This is a genomic window from Streptomyces sp. NPDC046860 (assembly GCF_040645115.1).
Classification (GTDB): Bacteria; Actinomycetota; Actinomycetes; order Streptomycetales; family Streptomycetaceae; genus Streptomyces.
Map to the genome: position 1 here is coordinate 305,301 of NZ_JBEYXQ010000007.1, position 23,111 is coordinate 328,411.

The 23,111-nt window shown below is 73.4% G+C and carries 17 protein-coding genes, 2 tRNA genes and 1 riboswitch; of the genes, 10 read left to right on the forward strand and 9 right to left on the reverse strand.

What is annotated here, in order from left to right; translation table 11 throughout:
- The first annotated feature begins 3 nt into the window (after positions 1–3).
- Complete coding sequence (locus ABZ898_RS13690) at positions 4–1,485, forward strand: amino acid permease (RefSeq protein WP_361656998.1); 1,482 nt, start codon at positions 4–6, stop codon at positions 1,483–1,485.
- A 76-nt stretch (positions 1,486–1,561) separates the two neighbouring features.
- A tRNA-Lys gene (locus ABZ898_RS13695) sits at positions 1,562–1,634 on the forward strand.
- An 83-nt stretch (positions 1,635–1,717) separates the two neighbouring features.
- On the opposite strand, the gene ABZ898_RS13700 is transcribed toward ABZ898_RS13695, so the two are convergent.
- Entirely contained in the window at positions 1,718–2,359 is a 642-nt protein-coding gene (locus tag ABZ898_RS13700) for a hypothetical protein (protein WP_361657000.1), read from the reverse strand.
- Positions 2,360–2,525: 166 nt separating this feature from the next.
- Between ABZ898_RS13700 and ABZ898_RS13705 the strand changes: the two genes are divergently transcribed.
- From ABZ898_RS13705 to ABZ898_RS13720, 4 genes are all read left to right on the forward strand, one after another.
- Positions 2,526–3,659, forward strand: coding sequence for a dihydrofolate reductase family protein (locus ABZ898_RS13705; RefSeq protein WP_361657002.1), 1,134 nt, complete (start codon positions 2,526–2,528; stop codon positions 3,657–3,659).
- 65 nt (positions 3,660–3,724) lie between these two features.
- Positions 3,725–3,798 (forward strand) — tRNA-Met (locus ABZ898_RS13710).
- A 260-nt stretch (positions 3,799–4,058) separates the two neighbouring features.
- Positions 4,059–4,226: riboswitch (cyclic di-AMP (ydaO/yuaA leader) on the forward strand.
- Between the two features lie 9 nt (positions 4,227–4,235).
- Positions 4,236–5,264: a M23 family metallopeptidase gene (locus ABZ898_RS13715; protein WP_361657005.1), complete on the forward strand. Its 1,029-nt coding sequence runs from the start codon at positions 4,236–4,238 to the stop codon at positions 5,262–5,264.
- 54 nt (positions 5,265–5,318) lie between these two features.
- On the forward strand, positions 5,319–6,266 hold the full coding sequence (locus tag ABZ898_RS13720) for an aldo/keto reductase (protein ID WP_361657008.1): 948 nt from the start codon (positions 5,319–5,321) through the stop codon (positions 6,264–6,266).
- Positions 6,267–6,274: 8 nt separating this feature from the next.
- Here ABZ898_RS13720 and ABZ898_RS13725 read toward each other — a convergent pair whose 3' ends face one another.
- The 4 genes from ABZ898_RS13725 to ABZ898_RS13740 form a co-directional block, all read right to left on the reverse strand.
- Positions 6,275–7,561 carry a PrsW family intramembrane metalloprotease gene (locus tag ABZ898_RS13725; protein WP_361657011.1) on the reverse strand — a complete coding sequence of 429 codons (1,287 nt, stop codon included), beginning with the start codon at positions 7,559–7,561 and terminating at the stop codon, positions 6,275–6,277.
- Positions 7,562–7,618: 57 nt separating this feature from the next.
- Complete coding sequence (trmB, locus tag ABZ898_RS13730) at positions 7,619–8,467, reverse strand: tRNA (guanosine(46)-N7)-methyltransferase TrmB (protein WP_361657014.1); 849 nt, start codon at positions 8,465–8,467, stop codon at positions 7,619–7,621.
- 52 nt (positions 8,468–8,519) lie between these two features.
- Positions 8,520–9,737 (reverse strand): L-2-hydroxyglutarate oxidase, encoded by a 1,218-nt coding sequence (gene lhgO, locus ABZ898_RS13735; protein ID WP_361657078.1) that lies wholly within the window; start codon positions 9,735–9,737, stop codon positions 8,520–8,522.
- Between the two features lie 92 nt (positions 9,738–9,829).
- Positions 9,830–11,254, reverse strand: a complete 1,425-nt coding sequence (locus ABZ898_RS13740; RefSeq protein ID WP_361657016.1) for an MFS transporter — start codon at positions 11,252–11,254, stop codon at positions 9,830–9,832.
- A gap of 755 nt (positions 11,255–12,009) precedes the next feature.
- Here ABZ898_RS13740 and ABZ898_RS13745 point away from each other — a divergent pair.
- Positions 12,010–14,097, forward strand: a complete 2,088-nt coding sequence (locus tag ABZ898_RS13745; RefSeq protein ID WP_361657019.1) for an asparagine synthase-related protein — start codon at positions 12,010–12,012, stop codon at positions 14,095–14,097.
- Here ABZ898_RS13745 and ABZ898_RS13750 read toward each other — a convergent pair.
- Positions 14,094–16,028, reverse strand: coding sequence for a sigma-70 family RNA polymerase sigma factor (locus tag ABZ898_RS13750; protein ID WP_361657022.1), 1,935 nt, complete (start codon positions 16,026–16,028; stop codon positions 14,094–14,096). The two genes, ABZ898_RS13745 and ABZ898_RS13750, sit on opposite strands and share 4 nt — an antisense overlap.
- A 187-nt stretch (positions 16,029–16,215) precedes the next feature.
- Positions 16,216–16,935 (reverse strand): helix-turn-helix domain-containing protein, encoded by a 720-nt coding sequence (locus tag ABZ898_RS13755; RefSeq protein WP_361657025.1) that lies wholly within the window; start codon positions 16,933–16,935, stop codon positions 16,216–16,218.
- A gap of 312 nt (positions 16,936–17,247) precedes the next feature.
- On the opposite strand from ABZ898_RS13755, the gene ABZ898_RS13760 reads away from it, so the two are divergent.
- The gene (locus ABZ898_RS13760; protein WP_361657028.1) at positions 17,248–18,624 is read left to right on the forward strand and encodes an FAD-dependent oxidoreductase; all 1,377 of its coding nucleotides are present in this window, start codon (positions 17,248–17,250) and stop codon (positions 18,622–18,624) included.
- Between the two features lie 130 nt (positions 18,625–18,754).
- Positions 18,755–20,395: a SpoIIE family protein phosphatase gene (locus ABZ898_RS13765; RefSeq protein WP_361657031.1), complete on the forward strand. Its 1,641-nt coding sequence runs from the start codon at positions 18,755–18,757 to the stop codon at positions 20,393–20,395.
- Positions 20,396–20,474: 79 nt separating this feature from the next.
- On the opposite strand, the gene ABZ898_RS13770 is transcribed toward ABZ898_RS13765, so the two are convergent.
- Entirely contained in the window at positions 20,475–21,737 is a 1,263-nt protein-coding gene (locus tag ABZ898_RS13770) for an MFS transporter (RefSeq protein WP_361657081.1), read from the reverse strand.
- A gap of 135 nt (positions 21,738–21,872) precedes the next feature.
- On the opposite strand from ABZ898_RS13770, the gene ABZ898_RS13775 reads away from it, so the two are divergent.
- Complete coding sequence (locus ABZ898_RS13775) at positions 21,873–22,421, forward strand: MarR family transcriptional regulator (RefSeq protein WP_161190075.1); 549 nt, start codon at positions 21,873–21,875, stop codon at positions 22,419–22,421.
- 290 nt (positions 22,422–22,711) lie between these two features.
- On the opposite strand, the gene ABZ898_RS13780 is transcribed toward ABZ898_RS13775, so the two are convergent.
- On the reverse strand, positions 22,712–23,111 hold a 400-nt coding region (locus ABZ898_RS13780), incomplete at its 5' end, for a hypothetical protein (protein ID WP_361657035.1).

Here is a 23,111-nt window from a genome sequence, read left to right on the forward strand (position 1 = left end):
GGCATGACAGACGACACGAAAGCGAGCACCGAGTCGGCCCTGTCCGACGAGGAGCGGCTCGCCCAGCTCGGCTACACCCAGGTCCTGGCCCGCCGGATGTCGGCGTTCTCCAACTACGCCGTCTCCTTCACGATCATCTCGGTGCTGTCCGGCTGCCTCACGCTGTACCTCTTCGGCATGGTCACCGGCGGCCCCGCCGTGATCACCTGGGGCTGGGTGGCCGTCGGCCTGATGACGCTGTTCGTCGGCCTGTCGATGGCCGAGATCTGTTCCGCCTACCCGACCTCGGCCGGCCTGTACTTCTGGGCCCACCGGCTCGCGCCCCCGCGCTCGGCCGCTGCCTGGGCGTGGTTCACGGGGTGGTTCAACGTGCTCGGCCAGGTGGCGGTGACGGCGGGCATCGACTTCGGTGCCGCCTCCTTCCTCGGGGCCTGGCTGAACCTCCAGTTCGGCTTCGTGGTGACGCCGGGCCGCACGGTCCTGCTCTTCGCGGCGATCCTGCTGCTGCACGGCCTGCTGAACACCTTCGGCGTGCGCATCGTCGGCCTGCTGAACAGCGTGAGCGTGTGGTGGCACGTGGGCGGTGTCGCGGTCATCGTTGGCGCGCTCGCCCTCCTGCCCGACCACCACCGGTCGGCGTCCTTCGTGTTCACCCACTTCGTCAACGAGACCGGCTGGGGCAGCGGCTTCTACGTCGTCCTGCTCGGCCTGCTGATGGCGCAGTACACCTTCACCGGCTACGACGCCTCCGCCCACATGACCGAGGAGACCCACGACGCCTCGACGGCCGGTCCGAAGGGGATCGTCCGCTCCATCTGGACCTCCTGGATCGCCGGCTTCGTCCTGCTGCTCGGCTTCACCTTCGCCATCCAGTCCTACGACGGCGCGCTGAACTCGCCCACCGGGGCGCCCCCGGCGCAGATCCTCCTGGACGCGCTCGGCGCCACGACCGGCAAGCTGCTCCTGCTGGTGGTGATCGGCGCCCAGCTCTTCTGCGGCATGGCCTCCGTGACGGCCAACAGCCGCATGATCTACGCCTTCTCGCGCGACGGCGCGCTCCCGTTCTCTCGCGTCTGGCACACGGTCAGCCCGCGCACCCGGACCCCGGTCGCGGCGGTCTGGCTGGCCGCCCTCGGCGCGCTCGCCCTTGGCCTGCCGTACCTCATCAACACCACGGCGTACGCGGCCGTCACGTCCATCGCGGTGATCGGCCTCTACATCGCCTACGTCATCCCGACCCTGCTGCGCGTCCGCAAGGGCGCCGCCTTCGAGCGGGGGCCGTGGCACCTGGGCCGCTGGTCGCTCCCGGTCGGCGTGGTCTCGGTCGGCTGGGTCGCCCTGATCACGGTCCTCTTCATGCTCCCCCAGGTCGCCCCGGTCACCTGGGAGACCTTCAACTACGCCCCGGTCGCCGTCCTCGTCGTCCTCGGCTTCGCCGCCACCTGGTGGCTCGCCTCCGCCCGCCACTGGTTCCTCCGCGACTGACCGACGCGGCCGTGTCCCCGATACCCGATCGGAGACACGGCCACCTCCAGCTATGCTCGGACAGGCAACACCGCCAGGGCCCTTAGCTCAATTGGCAGAGCAGTGGACTTTTAATCCATTGGTTGTGGGTTCGAGTCCCACAGGGCCTACGAGAACGCCCCCGGCTCAGAGAGGTATTGAGCTGGGGGCGTCCGCGTGTCGCGGCTACTTCAGCGCGCCCTGGCCAGGGAGTTCACCTCTTCAGGCCCCGCGCGAGCCGGCCGAGCAGCACGGCGTTGAAGAGGGCGGCCAGGGTGGTGCCGAGGGTGAAGACCGCCGAGCTGAGCCAGTCGGGGGAGACGTTCTCCAGGGGGCCGGCCGCCGCGAGGGCCACGACGCTGAGCGGTGCCGTGGTGATGAGCGGCCAGATCGCGGCGAAGCCGGGGTCCGGCGACAGGTACACCGCGTACAGGAAGGACCCCACCGCCGCGGCGGCCACGGCGAGGTAACCGCGCGAGAGCCAGTTGTCCACCGCGGGCGCCAGCAGGGCCCGCCCCCGGTCCGGGTGCGTCACCTCCCCCTCCCGCGCCGCCGGTCTCGTGGCGAGCGCGCCGAGCACGGCGGCGTTCACCAGGGCGCACAGCAGGAGCCAGGCGATCCAGAAGCCGGTGGCCGCCACCTCGGCCCAGCCGCCCTCGGTGCCCGGGCCGAACGGCAGGGCGACGGTGAAGAGGGAGAAGGGCGCCGTGAGCACCATGGGGCCCATGGCGAGACCGCTCCCGGGGAAGGCGAGCATGACCGCGACGGAGGCGGCGAACACGGCGAGATAGGCCCGTGCGACCCGGTTGCCGGTGGCGAGCGATATGAGGCGGCGAGGACGGACGGTGAGCTGCATCGGGCTTCCCCAGGATCGGTGCGGTCGTGTCGGCCTCCACAGTGGGCCGGGGGCGCGCGCCGGGGATGAGTACGGCTACTCATCCCCGGCTGGGCGGTGTGCGCACCGCCACGGAGTACAAAGGGGTGCACGCCCGCAGAGCCCAGAGCCCGGAGAGAGCCCGCCGATGCCCCACCCCCACGTCCTGCTGTCCGCCGCCGTCTCCCTCGACGGCTACCTGGACGACACCGGCCCCGAGCGGCTGCTGCTGTCCAGCCCCGCCGACTTCGACCGGGTCGACGAGGTGCGGGCGTCGGTGGACGCGATCCTGGTGGGCGCCGGGACGATCCGGGCCGACAACCCCCGGCTCCTGGTCAACTCGGCCGCGCGGCGGGCGGCGCGCGTGGCGGAGGGGAAGGCGGAGTATCCGCTGAAGGTGACCGTCAGCGGCTCCGGTGACCTCGATCCGGCCGCCAACTTCTGGCACACCGGCGGGGAGAAGGTGCTCTACACGACGGACGAGGGGGCGAAGCGGGCCTCGGCCCTGCTCGGGGACACCGCCGACGTGGTCCCGCTCGGCACCGGTCTCGACTGGCGGGCGCTGCTGACGCATCTGCACGACGTGCGCGGGGTGCGGCGGCTGATGGTCGAGGGCGGCGGCACCGTGCACACCCAGCTTCTCCAGCAGGGGCTGGCCGACGAACTCCAGCTGGTCCTCGCCCCGCTCTTCGTCGGCGACCCGGCGGCCCCCCGGCTGTTCGGGCCCGGCGCGTACCAGGGCGGCCGGCTGCGGCTGACCGGGAGCCGGCGGATCGAGGACGTCGTCCTGATGCGTTACGAGCCCACCGCCCCCGGTGCCGGCCCGCTGCCCGTGGCCGCCGACCGGCACTGGCTGCGCACCGCGTGTGAGCTGGCCGCGCTCTGCCCGCCCTCGGACACCGCCTTCAGCGTCGGCGCGGTCGTCGTCGCGGCGGACGGCACCGAGCTGGCGCGCGGCCACTCCCGCGAGGGCGGCGACCCGGTCGTCCACGCCGAGGAGGCGGCCCTCGCCAAGCTGGACCCCGCCGACCCGCGCCTGCCCGGCGCCACCGTCTACAGCAGCCTGGAGCCCTGCGCGCACCGCGCCTCCCGCCCCACGCCCTGCGCCGGGCTGATCCTGCGGGCCGGGGTGCGGCGGGTGGTCACGGCCTGGCGGGAGCCGGACACCTTCGTCCGCGCGGCGAACGGCGCCGGGGTGCTCGCGGACGGGGGCGTGGAGGTGGTGACGCTGCCGGAGTACGCCCCTCTCGCACAGCGGCCGAACGGTCACCTTCCGCACTGAGGCCCACGTCACGGCGGCGTGTGTGCGCGGGACCCCGCGGATGACGTATGCTTGAGACACAACGACGCGGGGTGGAGCAGCTCGGTAGCTCGCTGGGCTCATAACCCAGAGGTCGCAGGTTCAAATCCTGTCCCCGCTACTGAAGGCTCAGGGCCGGAATTCGAGAAATCGAACTCCGGCCCTGAGTGTTTTCCGGGACCCGTGTTGTTCCAGGTCACCAGCAAAACTCCTGTGACTCCTGAAGCGCGGTCAACTCGCCCTGTTCGCTCCTTTCCTGACCGGTATGCACCTCGTCAGAACGTCAAAGGATCAAGCTGAACGGGCTTGGAATCCGGTGTGCGAGTCTATTAACGTTCGATAACGCAGCGCGGTCGTTACAGCCGTCAGCAGAGACGGCGCCGTGCGCACACGCCGAATCCCGCGAGGGAACCGGGGACCCACCACTTTGGGGTGAATCGCGCCCGATCCGCAGTGCACCGCCTCAGGAGCACGCCGGGTTTACGCGCGTAGGAGACCTTCCTTCTCCGAACCCGTCAGCTAACCCGGTAGGCGGAGGAGGGAAAGGAGTGCGCCCGCGTGGCGTCCAACCGGCCTGCCCCACAAGCCCCGTTCGCGCCGGACGCGAGTGAGCCCTTTGCCTACGGCGCCCCCCGCGCGCAGGACGGCACGTGGGAGGAGTGGAATCCCACCGAGGAGTCCCTGCCTCCCGTTCGTGGCCGCCACCGGGTGGCCAAGCAGCGCGGAGGCGGCGGCCTCGCCCGCAGTTCCACCGTCCTCGGCGTCGGCGTCATAGCCGCCGTCGGCGCGGGCGGCATGGCCAGCGCCAACACCGGCAAGCCTCCCGTGTCCATCGCGATGCCCGACCTGCCCTCCGTCGGCTCCCTGATCGACGGCCATCACACGGACGCGCCCGCCGCCTCCCTGGCCGGCGTCGCCACGGCCACGGCCCCCGCCGCGAGTGACGACTCCTCCGACGCGGGCGAGGCGCTGCGCAGCCGGATCATGGCCCAGGCCGAGCGACAGCAGAGCAAGGCCGACAGCCGGGCCACCGCCGCAGCCGTCGCCAAGGCCGACCAGCAGGCCGCCGACGCCGCCGCCAAGGCCGCGGCGGACGCCGCCGAGAAGGCCGCCGAGGCCAAGGAGAAGGCGGAGGCCGACGCCGAGAAGAAGGCCGAGGCGGCCCGCCTGGCCACGCTGGCCAAGCAGTACGCGCTGCCGACCTCCTCGTACACGATCACCTCCACCTTCGGGCAGGCCGGATCGATGTGGTCCTCCGGCTACCACACCGGGCTGGACTTCGCCGCTCCCACCGGCACGCTGATCAAGGCCGTCCACAGCGGCACGATCACCGAGGCCGGCTGGGCCGGGGCGTACGGCTACCGCACGATCCTCACCCTCGACGACGGCACCGAGGTCTGGTTCTGCCACCAGTCCTCGATCAGCGTCAGCGCCGGGCAGAAGGTGTCCACCGGCGAGGTCATCGGCCGCGTCGGCGCCACCGGCAACGTGACCGGGCCCCACCTCCACCTGGAGATCCACCCCGGCGGCCAGCCCACCGGCATCGACCCCGGCGCCTGGCTGCGCGGCAAGGGGCTCACTCCCTGAGCGGATGACCCCGATGCGGAATGGACGGGGCCCGAGTGATCGTTGAGAAGAGACATGACTGCTTCTCTGCGCAAGCTCGGCTCCTCCTCCCTCGAGGTCTCCCCCCTCGCCCTCGGCGGCAACGTCTTCGGCTGGACGGCCGACCGGGACACGTCCTTCGCCGTCCTGGACGCCTACGTCGCCGCGGGCGGCAACTTCGTCGACACCGCCGACTACTACTCGGCCTGGGCCGAGGGCAACAAGGGCGGCGAGTCGGAGACGATCATCGGTGAGTGGGTGCGGGCGCGGGGCAACCGCGACCAGGTCGTCATCGCCACCAAGGTCAGCGAGCACCCCGACTACAAGGGCCTGAGCGCCGCCAACATCAAGGCCGCCGCCGACGCCTCCCTGCGCCGCCTCGGCACCGACCACATCGACCTCTACTACACCCACTTCGACCAGCCCGACGTGCCGGTCGAGGAGATCATCGGCGCGCTGGACGAGCTGGTGCGGGCGGGCAAGGTCCGCTACATCGGCGCCTCCAACATCAGCGCCGAACGGCTCCAGGAGTCCCTGGACTTCTCCGACCGCGCGGGTCTGGCCCGGTACGTCGCCCTCCAGCCCCACTACAACCTGGTCTCCCGCGACACCTACGAGGGCCCGCTGCAGGACGTCGCCGCCCGCGAGGGTCTGTCGGCCGTGCCGTACTTCGCCCTCGCCTCAGGCTTCCTCACCGGCAAGTACCGGCCCGGCACGACCGTCGACAGCGCCCGCGCCGGGTCGGCCGCGGGGCACCTCGGCACCGAGCGCGGCCGGAAGGTGCTGACGGCCCTGGACGAGGTCGCCGCCGCCCACGACACCGCCGTGGCCACGGTCGCCCTCGCCTGGCTCGGCGCTCAGTCCACCGTCGCCGCCCCCATCGCCTCGGCCCGCACGGTCGAGCAGCTGCCCGCCCTGACCGACGTCGCCGGGCTGACGCTCACCGCGGCCGAGCTGGACCGCCTGACGGAGGCCTCCGCCTGACGCCGTCCCTATGAGCGGTACGGGTTGTACCCGGCGTACGGGGGTGCCGGGTGCCCGTACCGCTGCCAGTACGGGACCGGGGCGGGCGGCGGCGCCGTCACGCGGGCCGCGTACTCCAGGGCGGGACGCGAGCAGGCACGGCGCTGCCAGAGCGCGGCCAGCAGTTCCCGCTCCCGGGCGGCGAACTCGGTGCCGACGCGCCCGGCGCGGGCGCGGTGGCGCAGCAGGGCCAGTTCGGTGGCGTCGCTCTCGTAGCGGACCACCGCGCGGGCGGCCGGGCGGCCGCCGAGGAAGCGGCGGGCGTGGTCGCGGGCCAGCCGACGGGCGCGCACCGAGCCGAGGGCGAAGGGTTCGGCGGGGCCGAGCCAGCCGGCCCACACGTACACGGGCAGTTCCTCGCGGGTGATGCGCAGCTCGCGCTGCCGCGACCGGATCAGCAGCCAGGTCAGCAGCGCGAACGCGGGGGCCATGAAGCCGCCGTAGACGGCGAGGAAGCCGAACTGGCCGAAGGCGGCCGAGCCGTTCCACAGGGCGTGCAGGCTCATGGCGAGCAGCAGGCCGCCCACCGGGAACAGCACCCGCACCAGTGGCCGGCGCCGGACGGGGAGCGCGGCGAGCCCGAAGCCGATGCCGGTGAGCACGGTGAACAACGGGTGGGCGAACGGCGACATCACCGCGCGCACGAAGAAGGTCGCGGCGGTCACGGAGACCAGGCCCGAGGTGCCGATGGACCGGTCGGTGCCGAAGGCGTTGCCCAGATAGAGGATGTTCTCGGTGAACGCGAAGCCGGTCGCGGTCACCCCGGCTATCGCCGCGCCGCCGACCAGCCCGGTGAAGTCCCGCCGCCGGAAGACGAAGACCAGCAGGACGGCGGCCGCCTTAGCGGACTCCTCCACCACCGGCGCTATCACCGTCGCGCCGAGCGTGTCCGCGCCGGACGGGTCCGCGGTCGCGGTGGCGATCCAGTGGGTGGCGAAGCTGTTGGCGACGATGGCGATCAGCGCCGCCGCGCAGGCACCCCACGCGAACGCGAACACGGTGTTCCGCCAGGGCCCGGGCCGCACCCGGTCCAGCCAGCGGAACGCGGCGATCAGCCAGGGCACGGGCACCACGGCCAGCCCCAGCCCGACGAGGAAGCCCTCCGTGCCGGTCTGCCGGCGCACCAGCGCCAGGATCACCAGCCCGGACAGCGCCAGCAGCGCGGTGAGCGCCCCGTGCCGTACCCACTCCCGCCGCCACCAGGCCGGACGGCGGCCGTCGGGGTGGGGCGGGTACGACGGAGAACTGATGGCCACAGCATCGACCCTAACGGTGACGGGGCCGGACGGCCTCGGGCTTCCCGGCCCGCCGGTCTACGGGTTCTCGTGCGGTACGCGGCGGAAGAGCAGGTCGTTCACCACGTGGCCCTTGTCGAGGCCCTGGCCCTCGAAGCGGGTCAGCGGCCGGAACGCGGGGCGCGGGGCGTAGCCGCCCCCGGCGCACGTGTTCTCGAAGCCGGGGTGCGCGTCGAGCACCTCCAGCATCTGCTCGGCGTACGGCTCCCAGTCCGTCGCGCAGTGCACGGTCGCGCCGGGCGCCAGCCGGGTCGCGGCCAGGGTGAGGAACTCGGGCTGGATCAGCCGCCGCTTGTGGTGCCGCTTCTTCGGCCAGGGGTCGGGGAAGTAGACGCGGAGCCCGTCGAGCGAGTCGGGGGTGAGCATCTCCCGCAGCAGGATGATCGCGTCGCCGTTGCCGACCCGGACGTTGGTGAGGCCGCCCTGTTCGGCGAGGTTCAGCAGATTGCCCTGGCCGGGGGTGTGCACGTCGACGGCGAGGATGTTGGTGTCCGGGGCGGCCGCGGCCATCTGCGCGGTGGCCTCGCCCATGCCGAAGCCGATCTCCAGCACGACCGGGTTCGCGTTGCCGAACAGCTCCGTGAGGTCGATGCGCCGCTGCCCGTCGATGTCCAGCCCCCACCGCGGCCACAGCCGGGCCAGCGCCTCGGCCTGGCCGGTGGTGACGCGGCTGCGCCGGGGCTGGAAGCTGCGGATGCGCCGCTCGAAGTGCGAACCGGCGGGGTCGGGCTGCGGGCCGTCGGGGAACCGGGGCTCGCCCTTGCTCCGGGAGGTCCGGGCGGACGGTCCGGGCTCCGCGGGCCGCGCGCTGCGCGGACCGGCGTCGGCGGGCCGGATGGCTTCGGGGGTGTTCACGGAGTCAGACACAGTGGGTCCGATTTTAGGGCCACCGCTGCCGCCCCCGCCGGGTGCGCGGCCCTCACAGCGCCCTCAGCAGCCGAAGTGTGCGGCGGCTCACCTCCCGGCCGACGGGCAGGGACGCGGTGGCCGCCGGGGACGGGGCGTTCAGCACGTGCACCGCGCGGGGGCCCTCGCGGATGAGGAAGTCGTCGACCAGCGTGCCGTCCCGCGTCACCGCCTGCGCGCGCACCCCGGCGGGCGCCCGCACCAGGTCCCGCTCCTCCACACCGGGCACCAGCCGGCGCACCGCGTCCAGGAAGGCGCCCTTGGACACCGACCGGTACAGCTCGCCCGCGCCGTACTTCCAGTGGCGCCGGGCCAGCGCCCAGGTGCCGGGCCAGCCGGCGGTGCCCGCAACCTCGCGGGGCCGGACCACGCCCCAGCCGTACCCCTCACGGGCCAGCGCCGGCACCGCGTTGGGGCCCACGTGCACGCCTCCGTCGAGCCCCTTGGTCAGATGGACGCCGAGGAACGGGAACGCCGGATCGGGCACCGGATACACCAGGCCGCGCACCAGCTCCGGCCGCGCCAGCTCGTAGTACTCACCCCGGAACGGCACGATCCGCACGCCCGGCTCGTCCCCCGTGAGGCGGGCCAGCTCGTCGCAGTACAGGCCCGCGCAGTTCACCAGCACGCGGGCGCGGAGCACCTGCCCGGCGGAGGTCAGCACCGCCACGCCCCGCTCCGGGCGCCGGTCCACCCGGACGACCCGCGAGCCGTACCGGATCTCGGCGCCCGAGGCGCGGGCCAGCTGCCGGGCGACGGCCGTGAAGTCGCAGACGCCGGTCGTGCCGACGTGGATCGCGGCCAGGCCGCGCACCTCCGGCTCGTACTCGGCGATCTGGGCGGCGCCGAGCTCGCGGACCGGGATGCCGTTCTCCCGGCCGCGCTGGACCAGGGCGTGCAGCCGGGGCAGCTCGGCCCGGTCGGTGGCGACGATCAGCTTGCCGGTGACGGAGTGGTCGATGCCGTACTCCGCGCAGAACTTGATCATCTCGGCGGCGCCGCGCACCGCGTACCGCGCCTTGAGCGAGCCCGGGCGGTAGTAGATCCCGCTGTGCACCACCCCGCTGTTGCGGCCGGTCTGGTGGCGGGCCGGGCCGGGCTCCTTCTCCAGCACGGTGACCCGCGTGCCCGGGGCCGCGCGCGTGAGGGCGTAGGCCGTCGACAGCCCGACGATGCCGCCACCGACCACCAGCACGTCGCAGTCGTACGCGTCCGCCCGCACCTGCACCACCTCCCGGCCTCGATAGTGCACTGCGCCACTGACAACGCCTTCAAACCGCGCCACGGCGGCCTTTGTGCGCTGCGGGCCGTGCCCGGGCCTGCCTAGGCCGGTGCCATCAGCAGCGGGCGGGCCCGCTCGCGCAGCTCCACCACCCGGGGCTCGTCCCCGTACGGCTCCAGCCGGTGCAGGAGGTCCTTGACGTACTCGGTGGTGCGCGCGGAGGAGATGCGGCCGGCCACCTCCACCGCCCGTACGCCCTGCTCGCAGGCCGCGTCCAGGTTGCCCGACTCCAGCTCGGCCACCGCCGAGACCACCAGCCGCAGACCGTGCGAGCGCACGAACTCCTCCGTCGGCTGGGACAGCGCCTGCTCGGTGAAGCGGCGCACCTGGCGGGGCGCCTTCAGGTCGCGGTAGCACTCGGCGGCGTCGGCGGCGAAGCGGTCGTAGCCGTAGAAGCCCAGCCAGGACGGGTCGCTGTCGCCCTCGCGGGACCGCTCCAGCCAGCCCTCGGAGGACTTCAGGGCGGCACCGGCCGCGTGCGCGTCGCCCGCCCGCGCGTGGGCTCTCGCCTCGACCAGCCGGAAGAAGCTCATGGTGCGCGCGGTGGCCAGTCCGCGGTTGCGCTCCAGGGCGGCCTGGGCGAGGTCGACGCCCTCGTCACCGAAGCCCCGGTAGGTCGCCTGGAGGGACATGGAGGCGAGCACATAGCCGCCGAGCGGTACGTCGGCCGCCGCTCGGGCCAGCCGGAGCGCCTGGATGTAGTACCGCTGGGCCGCCTCCTGCTGGCCGGTGTCGAAGGCCATCCAGCCCGCGAGCCGGGTCAGTTCCGCGCCCGCGCCGAACAGGGCGCGGCCCACCTCGTCGGAGTAGGAGCCGAGCAGCAGCGGGGCCGCCTCCACCCGCAGGCACTCCGGCACCATGGACGAACGCCAGTCGCCGCCGCCGTACTTGGAGTCCCAGCGCCGGGCGTCCTCGGCGGCCTCCCGGAGCTTCTGCACATCGCTGTGGCCGACTCTGATCGGTGCGGCGGCGCCCGCGTCGGAGGGCGCCTCCCGCTCGACCGAGCTGTCGGCGGGGGTTATCAGCCACCGGGAAGCGGGCGTCGCGTAGGCGCTCACGGCGAACGACCCCGCCAGCGACTGCCAGATGCCGCCGGACCCGGCACGGCGTCCGGCCAGGTCGAGGCGGTACAGGTCGGTCGCCGAGCGCACCGCCTGCCCCACGTCCCGGGGGAAGGCGAGCCCCACCTCGGGAGCGGGGTCGGCGTCGGCGAGGCCGATCTCGTGCAGCGGCACCGGCCGGCCGAGCTTCTGCCCGATCGCCGCCGCGATCAGATGCGGGGCCGCACCCTGCGGCACCATCCCCTTCGACACCCAGCGCGCGACCGAGGTCTTGTCGTACCGGAGTGTCAGACCCCGCTGCGCGCCCAGGTCGTTGACGCGGCGCGCCAGGCCCGCGTTGCTGATTCCCGCGAGGGCGAGAACGGCGCCGAGTTTCTCGTTCGGCCCGCGTTGCTCCCTGGACATGAGCCACCCCTCGACACAGACGGCTGCCCCGCTGGCATAACCGCGCGGCATTCGTAAACACAGCGTAGTTCGCCGCATCCCAAGCGTTAAGGGGCATTGTTCCGGATGGCGTGATTGCGGTCCGTACGGGAGTACGGCCCTGTACGCACCGTGCACGGACTGTCGCGGCGTGCCCCCGCGCGTGTGGCCGTGCGCCTGTCCGTGCGCTCTACTCCGGCCACCGGGGGAGCGGTTCCATGGCTGCGTGGGTCGGCCCGCTGTACTTGAGTCCAGTGGGCTGGGGGACGCCGCCGCCTACATCCCCGCGGGCGGCGGACCGGTCCGGGAGGCGACGCCCGCCTCCCGGGCCGCGCGCGCTCGCCGGACCGCCGTGCGCTCCGCAGGGCCTGTACGGAGCGTACTCAAATCCCTTGCCCTGTCGCCGATTTGGCCGAAAACAGCTGCCGTTCCACAGCCGTCATTCCCGTTCCCACCACGGCACTTGAGGGCGCGAAAGAGGTTCCGGGGGAGTGAACCGGGGCGCATTCGCGCCGCTCGCGTCCCCCATCTCCCGCGGCCGTGAGCGCGGTTCACTTCCGCCCGCCGCGCACCGCGCCATCCGGGGCCCGCCGTGTTTCCCGCTGATTTCCGGCGGCCGTCCGCCGGCTTTCCCTCGATCGAAGGCGGCGTCACCACCCTTCCCCGGCGCGTTCTTCATGGCAGCATGGGTCCGGTTCGTGCGGTGCTCTGGTGGTCCACAGCCTGTGGAGGCGTCGATGCGGTGGTTGGTGGGTTGGAGCAGCACCGCCGCGCGCGCCCTGGGCGACGGCACCGCGGGTGCCACCGGGTACGAGGGCGAGACCCTGCGGCCCGTCGGCTCCCAGCTCCTGTGGGGCGACCCCGATCCGCTGTGGGCGGTGGGGGACTGGCGCCCCGACGAGGTCCGTGTGGTGCACGCCGACCCGCAGAACCGCATCGCCGTCCTCGGCATCTGCGGCGCCTCCGACGAGGAGCTGCGGCGCGGCCTGTTCACCGCCCGCGGCGGCGCCCTGCGCCATCTGACCGCGTGGCCGGGCAGCTACACCGCCGTCGTCCAGGCCGGGCGCCGCATCACCGTCTGCGGCGACCTCGCCGGAGCCCGCCCGGTCTTCCACGCCCCCTGGGAGGGCGGCACCGCCTACGCCACCGCCGCCCTGCCGCTCGCCGACCTCACCGAGGCCAACCTCGACTTCGGCCACCTCGCCGCCCTCCTCGCCGCCCCCGAGGTGCCGGCCGCCCTGCGCGACACCACCCCGTACGAGGGCGTACGCCGCGTCGCGCCGGGACACGCGCTGGTGCTGCGCGCCGGGGCGCGCGAGATCGCCGGGTACGAACCGGTCGCCTCCCTCGCCGTCGCCGCGCCCCCCGCCGACCCCGACCGCGCGGTGGACGCCGTACGGGACGCCCTGGTGGAAGCGGTACGGGTCCGGCTCGCCGCCCCCCGGCACGTCCCCGGACTGGACCCCGGCCCGGTGCCCGGGATGGGCCCGGCCGAACGGCGCGCGGCGCGCGGCATGCCGGTGCCCGGCATCGGCGCCGACCTCTCCGGCGGGCCCGCCTCCGGCACCCTGGCGCTGCTCGCCGCCGGGCTGCCGGGCAGACCCGGCACCCTCCTCGGGCACGGCACCGGCGCGGGCGAGCGGCTGCTCGCCGTCACCTTCAACGACCTGGCCGTCAGCGGCCGCGAGGCCGAGGTGGAGCGCGCGGGCGCCCTCGCGGCCAACCCGCGCCTGCACCACGTGGTGGTCACCGGCGCCGAGGACACCCTCCCGTACGCCGACCTCGACGGGCCCCTCACCGACGAGCCCGGCCCCTCCCTGGTCACCGCCGCCCGGCACCGGGCCCGGCTCGCGGCGGGCAGCGCGGACCATTTCACCGGCCACGGCGCCCGCCAGGTGCTGGACGCCCACCCCGCCCGCCTGGCCGACCTGCTGCTGGACCGTCAGCGCCGCCACCTGGTGCGCCCGGTCGCCGCCCTGACCCGCGCCGACGGCTCGGTCCTGGTCCCCGCGCGGGTGTACGGCGCCGCCCGGAAGCTGTCCCGCACCCCGTACCGCACCGGCCTGGAGGCGCTGGCCGAGCGGCTGATGCGGCGCCGCTTCGACGAACCCGGTGGCCCGGTGGGCGCCTCGCTCGCCGCACTGACCTGGGCGAGACCCGGTCCGGCCGCTAGGTGGCTCACCGGGGAAGCACTGGCCGAAGTATCGGTTCTCCTTCAGACCGGCGCCGACCGCGCGGCCGGCGGCCCCGGACAGAGACCCGGCGAGTTCCGCGCCCGTACCGTCCTCGCCCGGCACGCCGCCGATCTCCGCGTCCTCGAACAGGCCGCCGAGGTCCGCTCCCAGCGGCTGCACGCCCCGTTCCTCGACAACCAGGTCGTGCGCGCCTGCCGCGACCTCCCCGAGGCGCTGCGCGTCAAACCCGGAGCCCGCTCCGCCGTACTGCGCCGGGTGCTGGAGGGCGCCGGGGTCACCGACCTCCCGCCCGGCTGGGGCACCCCGTCCCACGCCTCCTCGGCCGCCGCGGCCCGGACCGGCCTGCGCCTGGCCGCCGACTCCCTGGTGGACCTCTTCGACACCCCGCTGCTCGCGGACGCCGGTCTGGTCGAGGCCCGCGTGGTGCGCAAGGCGGTCCGTGAGGCCGCCGCCGGCGAACCCCTCCCGCTGGACGGCCTGGCCGACCTCGTCTCCCTGGAACTCTGGCTCGGCCGTCTCCTGGCCCGTCGCGGCACCTGCTGGACCGGCACCCCGGCCCGCGCCCGCGCCGTCCCGGCCGGCATCGCCCCCCAGCGGAGCGCGCTGCGCGCGGGAGCCCGGCCGAGCTAGCCGCAGCTGAAGCGGGACCTGGCCCAGTCCGCCAGGGTGGCCTGGCCGAAGACCGTGTCCTGGGGCTCCACCACCAGCCGTACCGTCTTCCGCCCGGTCAGGTCCACATGGACCGGTACCGCCGGGTCGCCGCCGGAGACCGTGCCGGACCGCCACAGGCGGACGCCGTCCGCGTACACCGCGAAGGCGACCCTGCCGAGGCCCAGCGTCATGTCGTCCACCCCGACCACCGCGTCATAGGCGGCGCACGCGCGGTTGAGGTCGACGGTCACCGAGGAGTCGCCGCGCACCGTGACCCCGGGGGAATAGCGCTCCCCGCCGATCGACATGCCGTACCGCTGCCACACCCAGCTGCTGCCGCCGAGCCGCACCTCGGGCTCGGAGCCGTCGCCGGTGAGGTCGTAGCTCAGCTCGCTCAGCTCGTACGCCTTCGGCGGGGGCGGCGGAGGCGTGGGGGTGGGAGTCGGCGTCGGAGTGGGGGTGGGGGTCGGCCTGGGCTTGGGGGGCGTCGGGCTCGGCGTCGGCTCGGGCTTCGGCTTCGGCGGCGGGGTGGGCTCGGGCGTGGGCTTCGGCTCCGGTGCCGGCTTCTCGGCGGGCGGGACGCTGTGCGCGGGGGCGGGAGGCGCGGGGGGCTTCGGCGCGGGCTCCTTCTTCTCGGGCGGCGGGGGCGCGGGCGGCGTCTGCCGCACCACCGGCGCGGACGGCGACGGCTCGGCGATCTCCTTCGCCGGCCGGCTGTCGTTCACCAGCGCGAGCGCCACGACGGCCGCGGCCACCGCCACCACCCCCGTGGCGATCCCCGCCTTCACCGGCGCGCCCAGCCCCTCCGAGGCCGCGCCGCCGCCCGCCGCGCCACCCCCGGACCCGGTCGCGGCGGCGGCCGCACCCGCCGCGCCCACGCCCGCGCCACCGGCGACGACCCCGAGCGCCTTGGCGTACCCGGCGGCGCCGAACCAGCCGATGACCGCGATCGGGACGACGGCCGGAATCCCGCCGGCCACCTCCTCGATCTGCGCGGCCGCCAGCCGGCACTTGGCGCACTCCTCCAGGTGCTTGCGCAGCCCGCGCTCCGCCCGGACGCGCAGCTTGCGACGCGCGTAGCCACCGAGCTGGTCGGCGTAGCGCGCGCACTCCTCGTCGTTCACCAGGGTCGCGCTGACATGCGCCTGGAGGTACGCCTGCTTCAGCCCCTCACGGGCCCGACTGGCCAGCACCCGGGTGCCGTTGGCGTCCAGCCCGAACAGCACGGCCACCTCGCTCGGTGACTCGTCCTCCACCTCGGTGTGCCACAGCACCGCCTGCCAGCGCTCGGGCAGCGAACGGAACGCCCGCATGGCCAGGGTCTGTTCGGCCTCGTGCATCGCACGCACGTCGGCCCCCATGTCGGCGCCGAAGGCACCCAGCGGCCCGGTGTCGTCGGCCACCTCGGCCGCCCTGGCCGCCTGCTGGGCGAACACCGCGAAATCGTCCACGAGTTGCTCGCGCTTCGCGGACTGCGTCCAGTGCGCGGCGACCCGGCGCACCGAGGTCAGCAGATAGGCGCGCACCGCGTACTCGGGGCCCGAACCGCCGCGCACCGCCTGGAGCACGCGGGCGAACACCTCGGCGGTGAGATCGTCGGCGGTGTGGCCGTCCCGGCAGCAGGTACGCGCGTAGCGCCGCACCGCGTCCGCGTGCCGCCGGTACAGCTCCTCGTACGCCGAGTCGTCCCCGGCGCGCATCCGTTCGATCATCTCGCCGTCGGCCGGGGGCGCGTCGCGCGGCGGCGGCAGCACACTGCCCTCACGCTGGGCCGGCAGGCTCGCCTGCGCCCGGTCCCCGCCGCCGGAGACGGCCCGGCCGCCCTGGCTGGGCACCTGCGGTGAGGTCAGTCCGCCGGCCTCCGCGTCACCACCGTCGGCGCGCGCGCCGTCCCACCCGTCAACGCCCATCGCGTGAAGCCCCCGACACCGGCACAGCCCAATCCTTTACGGGCTCAGCGTGCCATAGCCGGTTTCGCCGCCGGCCCGCTCTCCGGACCCGTCACTCATCCGGGCGGAAGTTTCACCGTCCACCCACGACAGATCCGAACAAGCGGGCCCCGTAACGGCGTTCAGCGTGCCGGGAACCGCGCCCGCGCTACGCGGGCCGGGACCGCAGCCCCTCCAGCAGGATGTCCAGCAGCCGGGCGGAGGCGGCCGCCTGCTGCGCCGCGTCCGGCAGCGAGGGCGCCGCCGTCGCGATCACCAGCAGGACGTCGGAGACGGACACGTCGGCCCGCAGCTCACCGGCGGCGCGGGCCCGCTCCACGAGCTGCCCGACCACCTCCAGCAGCGCCGCCGTACCCGGATCGCCGCCCGCGCGGTCCCCCTCCACCAGCCGCAGCTCCCCGGGGGCGGCCTGGGACCGCTGCTGCGGCACCCGCGCCTCCTCGGCGCCGGAGCCCTCCTCCGCCACCCCCACCCGCAGCACCTGCGGCGGCAGCAGCCGGCCCGCGCCGGACGCCACCGAGGTGCGCAGGAAGCGGGACAGCGCCGACCACGGCTCGTCCTCCTGCCCGAGCGCGGCCCGCGCCTGCTCGGTCAGCCGCGCGGTCTCCTCCTCGGCGATCCGCCGCACCAGCACGTCCTTGCTGGGGAAACGCCGGTACACCGTGCCGACCCCGACCCGCGCCCGCCGCGCCACGTCCTCCATCGGCGCGCCGTACCCCAGCTCGCCGAACACCTCACGCGCGGCCCTCAGCACGTGCTCCAGATTGCGCTGCGCGTCCACCCGCAGCGGTGCCGAGCGGGAGCCGCCCGGCCGTCCGCCGCCCGACGCGAGAGCCGCCGCCGACCAGTGCGTGTCCTGAACATGCATGTGTTCCCCCGGTAATGACGTCTCCCCCCGGAGACTCTCCCCGCCACTGATTGCGAAGCGCGCGGAAAACTGGCGCCGGTCCCTGAGCGGACCGCACCCGGCGACCCCCTCGACGACCCTCCCGCACCCCGTCGACACACGAACATAGTTGAGCGGGAGTCAATTCAGAAGGGGTAGGTTCCGCACAGTGCGCCCCTCGATCGGAGTACGAGCCATTTATGTCCGGATTCCGCGCTCTCGCGCAGGCGGCCACCGGTCACACAAATCGCCGAGGCTGTGGACAAACACCAGCGCCGGGTGCGTCATGGGAGGGTGAAGGAACGCGCGCGCATTCTGGTCGTCGGCGGGGGCCACGTCGGCATGTACACCGCCCTGCGTCTCCAGCGGAAACTGAGGCGGCGGATCAGACGCGGTGACATCGAGATCACCCTGGTCAGCCCCGACCCGTACATGACCTACCAGCCGTTCCTCCCCGAGGCGGCCGCCGGCTCGATCTCCCCGCGCCACGTCGTCGTCCCCCTGCGCCGGGTCCTGCCCGACTGCCGCGTCGTCATCGGCGAGGTCACCGCGGTCGACCACGCGGTGCGCACCGCCGCCGTGACCACCCTCGCCACCGAGCAGCAGGGCCGCGCCGCCGAACTCATCGGCTACGACCAGCTCGTCCTCGCCCCCGGCTCCGTCTCCCGCACCCTGCCCGTGCCCGGCCTCGCCGAGCACGGCATCGGCTTCAAGACCGTCGAGGAGGCCATCGGGCTGCGCAACCACGTCATCGAACAGATGGACATCGCCTCCTCCACCCGCGACCCCGCCCTGCGCGACGCCGCCCTCACCTTCGTCTTCGTCGGCGGCGGCTACGCCGGCGTCGAGGCCCTCGGCGAGCTGGAGGACATGGCCCGCTACGCCGCCCGCTACTACCCCAACCTCCGCCCCGAGGACATGAAGTGGGTCCTGGTGGAGGCCACCGGCCGCGTCCTGCCCGAGGTCGGCCCCGAACTGGGCCGCCACACCGTCACCCAGCTCCGCCGCCGCAACATCCAGGTGCTGCTGAACACCCGCCTCGAATCCTGCGCCGACCGCGTCGCCGTCCTCAGCGACGGCCGCCGCTTCCCCACCCGCACCGTCGTGTGGACCGCCGGGGTCAAACCCCACCCGATGCTCGCCGCCACCGATCTCCCCCTCGACGCGCGCGGCAGGCTGCGCTGCACCGCCCAGCTCGCTGTCGAGGGCACCGAGCACGCCTGGGCCGCGGGCGACGCCGCCGCCGTACCCGACGCCACCGCCACCGGCCCCGGCGCCACCACCGCGCCCAACGCCCAGCACGCGCTGCACCAGGCCAGGGTCCTCGGCGACAACATCGTGCGCACCCTGCGCGGCGAACCCCTGCGCACCTACGCCCACCGGCCGCCCGGCTCCGTCGCCTCCCTCGGCCTGCACAAGGGCGTCGCCCAGGTGTACGGGCGCGGGCTCAAGGGCCGCCCCGCCTGGCTCCTGCACCGCGCCTACCACCTCAGCCGCGTGCCCACCTTCAACCGCAAGGCCCGCGTGCTCGCCGAATGGACCCTCGCCGGACTCTTCAAACGGGAGATCGTCTCCCTCGGCTCACTCGAACACCCACGGGCCGAGTTCGAACTCGCGGCCGGTGGAGAACCCCCGCGGCCCCACCAGGACCCCCCGAAGGGGTCGTCCTGACCGGAGCCGGGAACTCCCCGGCCGGCCAGGCCGTCTGACGGATGTCGCCGCGGACGGGCACCTGCCAGACTGCTCCACATCCTCGGACGGGCAACAGCCCGCCCTCAGCACACACGAGGCTTTCCCCACTGTGAACTTCACGCGCTGGAGCGCCCGGCTCCCCGGAACGCAGCGCCGCGCCGCAGCGCGGACCGAGCAGACGGTCCCCACGGACCGGCGCGGCGACAGCCCGGTGCCCGCCGCCCGCGCCGGGAACCCCGCCGCGGCGGTCGACGAACTGCCCGCCCGCGAGGTCCTCGACCACGTGCCGGCCCTCGTCGCCCTGGTCCACGGCCCCGAGCACCGCCTCGCCCACGTCAACGACGCCTACGCCGCCGCCTTCGGCCCCCGCCCGCCCGGCGGCCCGGCCCGCGACACCCTCCCGGAACTCGCCGAGCTGGGCCTCCTCCCCCTCCTCGACCAGGTGCTGCGCAGCGGCAGACCCCGCACCCTGAAGTCCCGCAAGGCCGTCGACGGCCGCTCCTACACGTTCACCTGCACCCCGGTCACCGGACACGGCGACCGCGACGCGGGCGTACTCGTCTTCGCCACCGACGTCACCGACCACGCCGAGGCCGCCGAACGCCTGCGCGCCAGCGAGCGCAGCCAGCGGGAGACCGCCGTCACCCTCCAGCGCTCCCTGCTCCCCCAGGACCTGGAGGAGCCCGACGACCTGCGCGTGGCCGCCACCTACCAGCCCGGCGGCACCGAAGCCGCGGTCGGCGGCGACTGGTACGACGTCATCACCCTCGGCGGCGGCCGCACCGCCCTCGTCATCGGCGACGTCATGGGCCGGGGCGTGCGCGCCGCCGCCGTCATGGGCCAGCTCCGCACCGCCGTCCGCGCCTACGCCCGCCTCGACCTCCCCCCGCACGAGGTCCTCCAGCTCCTCGACGGCCTCGCCGTGGAGATCGACGCCAACCAGATCGCCACCTGCGTCTACGCCGTCCACGACCCCAACGAGGGCCGCCTGCTCTACGCCTCCGCCGGACACCTGCCGATCCTCGTCCGCGACGAGACCGGCGAGGTGCTGCGCGCCGACGAACCCACCGGCCCCCCGCTGGGCACCGGCGGCTGGGTCCACTCCTCCGGCTCCGTCCCCCTCGGCCCCGGCTCCACGGCCGTCCTCTATACGGACGGTCTGGTCGAACGCCGCGACCAGGACCTCGACGAGGGCATCGCCGCCCTGGAACGCGCCCTCGCCGGAGCCACCGGCACCCCCCAGGTCGTCTGCGACCGCCTGGTCCGCTCGGCCGGCGTCACCGCCGACCACGACGACGACGTGGCCGTCCTCGTCCTCCAGCACCCCGCCCGCACCGGCCCCGCGGCCGAGCTCTTCCGCAACGCCGCGCTGGACCTCCTCGGCGGGGTCGAGGCCGCCCCGCGCGCCCGTGCCTTCGCCTCCGGCGTCCTGACGAGCTGGCGCTTCCCCACCGAACTGCACGACCTCGGCGTCCTGGCCGCCAGCGAGCTGGTCGCCAACTCCCTCCAGCACGGCACCCCGCCCATGCGGCTGCGGCTGCGCCGCACCGACCGCCGCCTGATCATCGAGGTCACCGACGGCGACGACCACCTCCCGCGCCGCCGCCGCGCCGACCCGGCCGACGAGTCCGGCCGCGGCATCGACATCGTCGCCACCATCGCCTCCTCATGGGGCTCCCGCCGCAAACCGGGTGGCGGCAAGGCGGTCTGGTGCGAGTTCCTGCTCCCGAAGAGCCGGCCCCGTACATGAGGAACGGGCCCCGCACATGAAGAAGGGCCGGGAGCACATCAGGTGCTCCCGGCCCTTCTCCTTGTACAAGGCTTCACGCCTACGCGCTGACCGACTCCGCCGGGGTACCGCCCCGCGCCACGACCCGGCTTTTCGCCGCGGCCGCCCACGGGTGGTCCTGGGCGGGCGTCAGCCGCCGGCCCAGCCGTAGCGCCAGCACGCTGATCGCCACCGAGAACAGCACGAACGTCACGATGTACGGACCGTGCAGCGAGGCTCCGAGCGGCCCGCCGACCGCCGGACCGACCGCCAGCGCCAGCTGCTTGACCAGCGCGAAAGCGGAGTTGTACTGCCCGGCCATGCCCTCCGGAGCCAGATCGGCGACCAGCGGGGCCACGGTCGGCGACAGCATCGCCTCGCCCAGCCCGAACAGCGCGTACGTGGAGACGAACGCGGCCGTCGCCATCTCCTGGCTGCCGTGCCCGAGACCGGCGTACCCCGCCGCCAGCCAGGCCACGGTCCAGATCAGGCCGACCACCGCGATCACCCGCGAACGGCGGCGCCGCTCCACCAGCTTCAGCACGGCGAACTGCGCCACGACGATCATCATCGTGTTGGCGGCGAGCGCGGTGCCCAGCGTGGACGTGGATATCCCGGCCGCCTCCACGCCGTACGCGCTCAGGCCCGACTCGAACTGGCCGTAGCAGGCGAAGAACAGCACGAAGCCCAGCAGGCACAACTGCACCATCGCCCGGTTGTCCAGCATCTGCCGCCAGCCGCCCTTGGCCGAGCCGGAGGGCAGGTCGGTGATGCGCGGGGACCGAGGCATCCGCACCGTCGCCATCAGCACGGCGAGGAGCAGGAAGATCGTGGCCTCGATGGTGAACAGCACCGTGAAGGAGGAGGCCCGGCTCGCGTCGACCAGGTGGCCGCCGATGAGACCGCCCACGCCGAGGCCGAGGTTCTGCAGGAAGAACTGCATGGCGAACGCCCGCGACCGGGTGGCGGTGGTCGAGCAGTCCACGATCATCGTGGCCAGCGCCGGCTGCATCACGGCCTGCCCGGCGCCGAGCGCGGCGGCGGTCAGCAGCACGGACGCCGCACTGCCCGCCAGCCCCAGTCCCAGGGCACCGAGCGCGGACAGGACCAGAGCGGCGAGCAGGACGGGCAGCGGACCGCGCCGCACGATCGCCCTCCCGGCGAACGGCAGCGCGATCAGAGCCGCCACGGCGAAGACGGCGAGCACGAGTCCCGCCGTCATGGCCCCCAGCCCTCGCACCTGCGCCACGTAGACGTACAGATACGGGACCGTGAAGCCGAGTCCGAACGCGCTGAGCGCGTTGCCCACGTGGATGCGGGGCATCGCCGCCCCCATCGCCCTGGTCACGTTCACCTCTTCCACAAGTTAGGAGTGAAGACTTCAAAGCTAAAGTTCGAAGCTAAAGAGTACATGCCGAAGGACTTCAAAGCAAAGAGTCCCCGTGCCATACTCCTTGCCATGGCCGACACCGCCGGCGTCCCGGAGCCGACACTCGAAGAACAGATCGCCGCCTACCAGCGCGAGTTCCAGGACCTCGACCCCCAGGTCGAGGCGATCGTGTCGGCACTGTCCCGGCTGAACCGCCGGATGAACGTGGCGTACGGCCGCCAGACCTCCGAGCTGGGCATCAGCAACGCGGAGTGGGAAGTACTGAAGGCCCTGGTCCTCTCCGGCGCCCCGTACCGGCTGGGCCCCGGCGAGCTGGCCAAGCGGCTCGGGCTCACCCCGGCCGCCATGACCCACCGGATCGACCGGATGGTCACCGAGGGCCTGGTCACCCGCGAGCGCGACGAGTCCAACCGCGTCCGTGTCATCGTGGAGCTGACTACCGAGGGCCGCGAGAAGTGGCTCGAGGCGATGCGCATGGCGACGGTCTTCGAGGAGGACCTCCTCCAGGACCTCACCTCCGGGGAGCGCTCCGTACTGGGAGAGGTCCTCACCCGGCTCCTGCGCCGCGTGGAGCACGCCCAGCCCGACGCCGAGGGCCGGCTGTCCGACCTGGACTGACGGGCCGCCGAAAAAAATCTTGACAGCGGGGCTTGACCGGCCCCCGGCAAGTCCGTAGAGTTCTTCGAGTTGCACGGAGCCGTAACGGTTCTCCCGCAACATCTCGCCGCCTGGAGCGGCACCTCAAACAACCAGTACGACCATCCCCCTGGGATTGGTTTCGGCGCGTCCGAATTCAATTCGAATAGGGAGCCGGCAGCCCGATTAGGAACTGCCGGGGATGATCCGCTAGAGTTTGAGACGTCGGAACGGCCCAGCGGGCCGGGAAGACAACCCCCTCTGACTGGGAATCAGACGCCGAAAGGATCTGATAGAGTCGGAACCGCCGGAAAGGGAAACGCGAAAGCGAGAACCTGGAAAGCACCGAGGAAATCGGATCGGAAAAGATCTGATAGAGTCGGAAACACCGAAGGGAAGCCCGGAGGAAAGCCCGAGAGGGTGAGTACAAAGGAAGCGACCGTTCCTTGAGAACTCAACAGCGTGCCAAAAATCAACGCCAGATTTAGTTGATACCCCGTCTCCAGCATCAGCTGGGACGAGGTTCCTTTGAAAAAACACAGCGAGGACGCTGTGAACCATCGGACTATTCCTCCGATGGTTCCGCTCTCGTGATGTGTAGTCCCGATTACGGGAAAACATTCACGGAGAGTTTGATCCTGGCTCAGGACGAACGCTGGCGGCGTGCTTAAC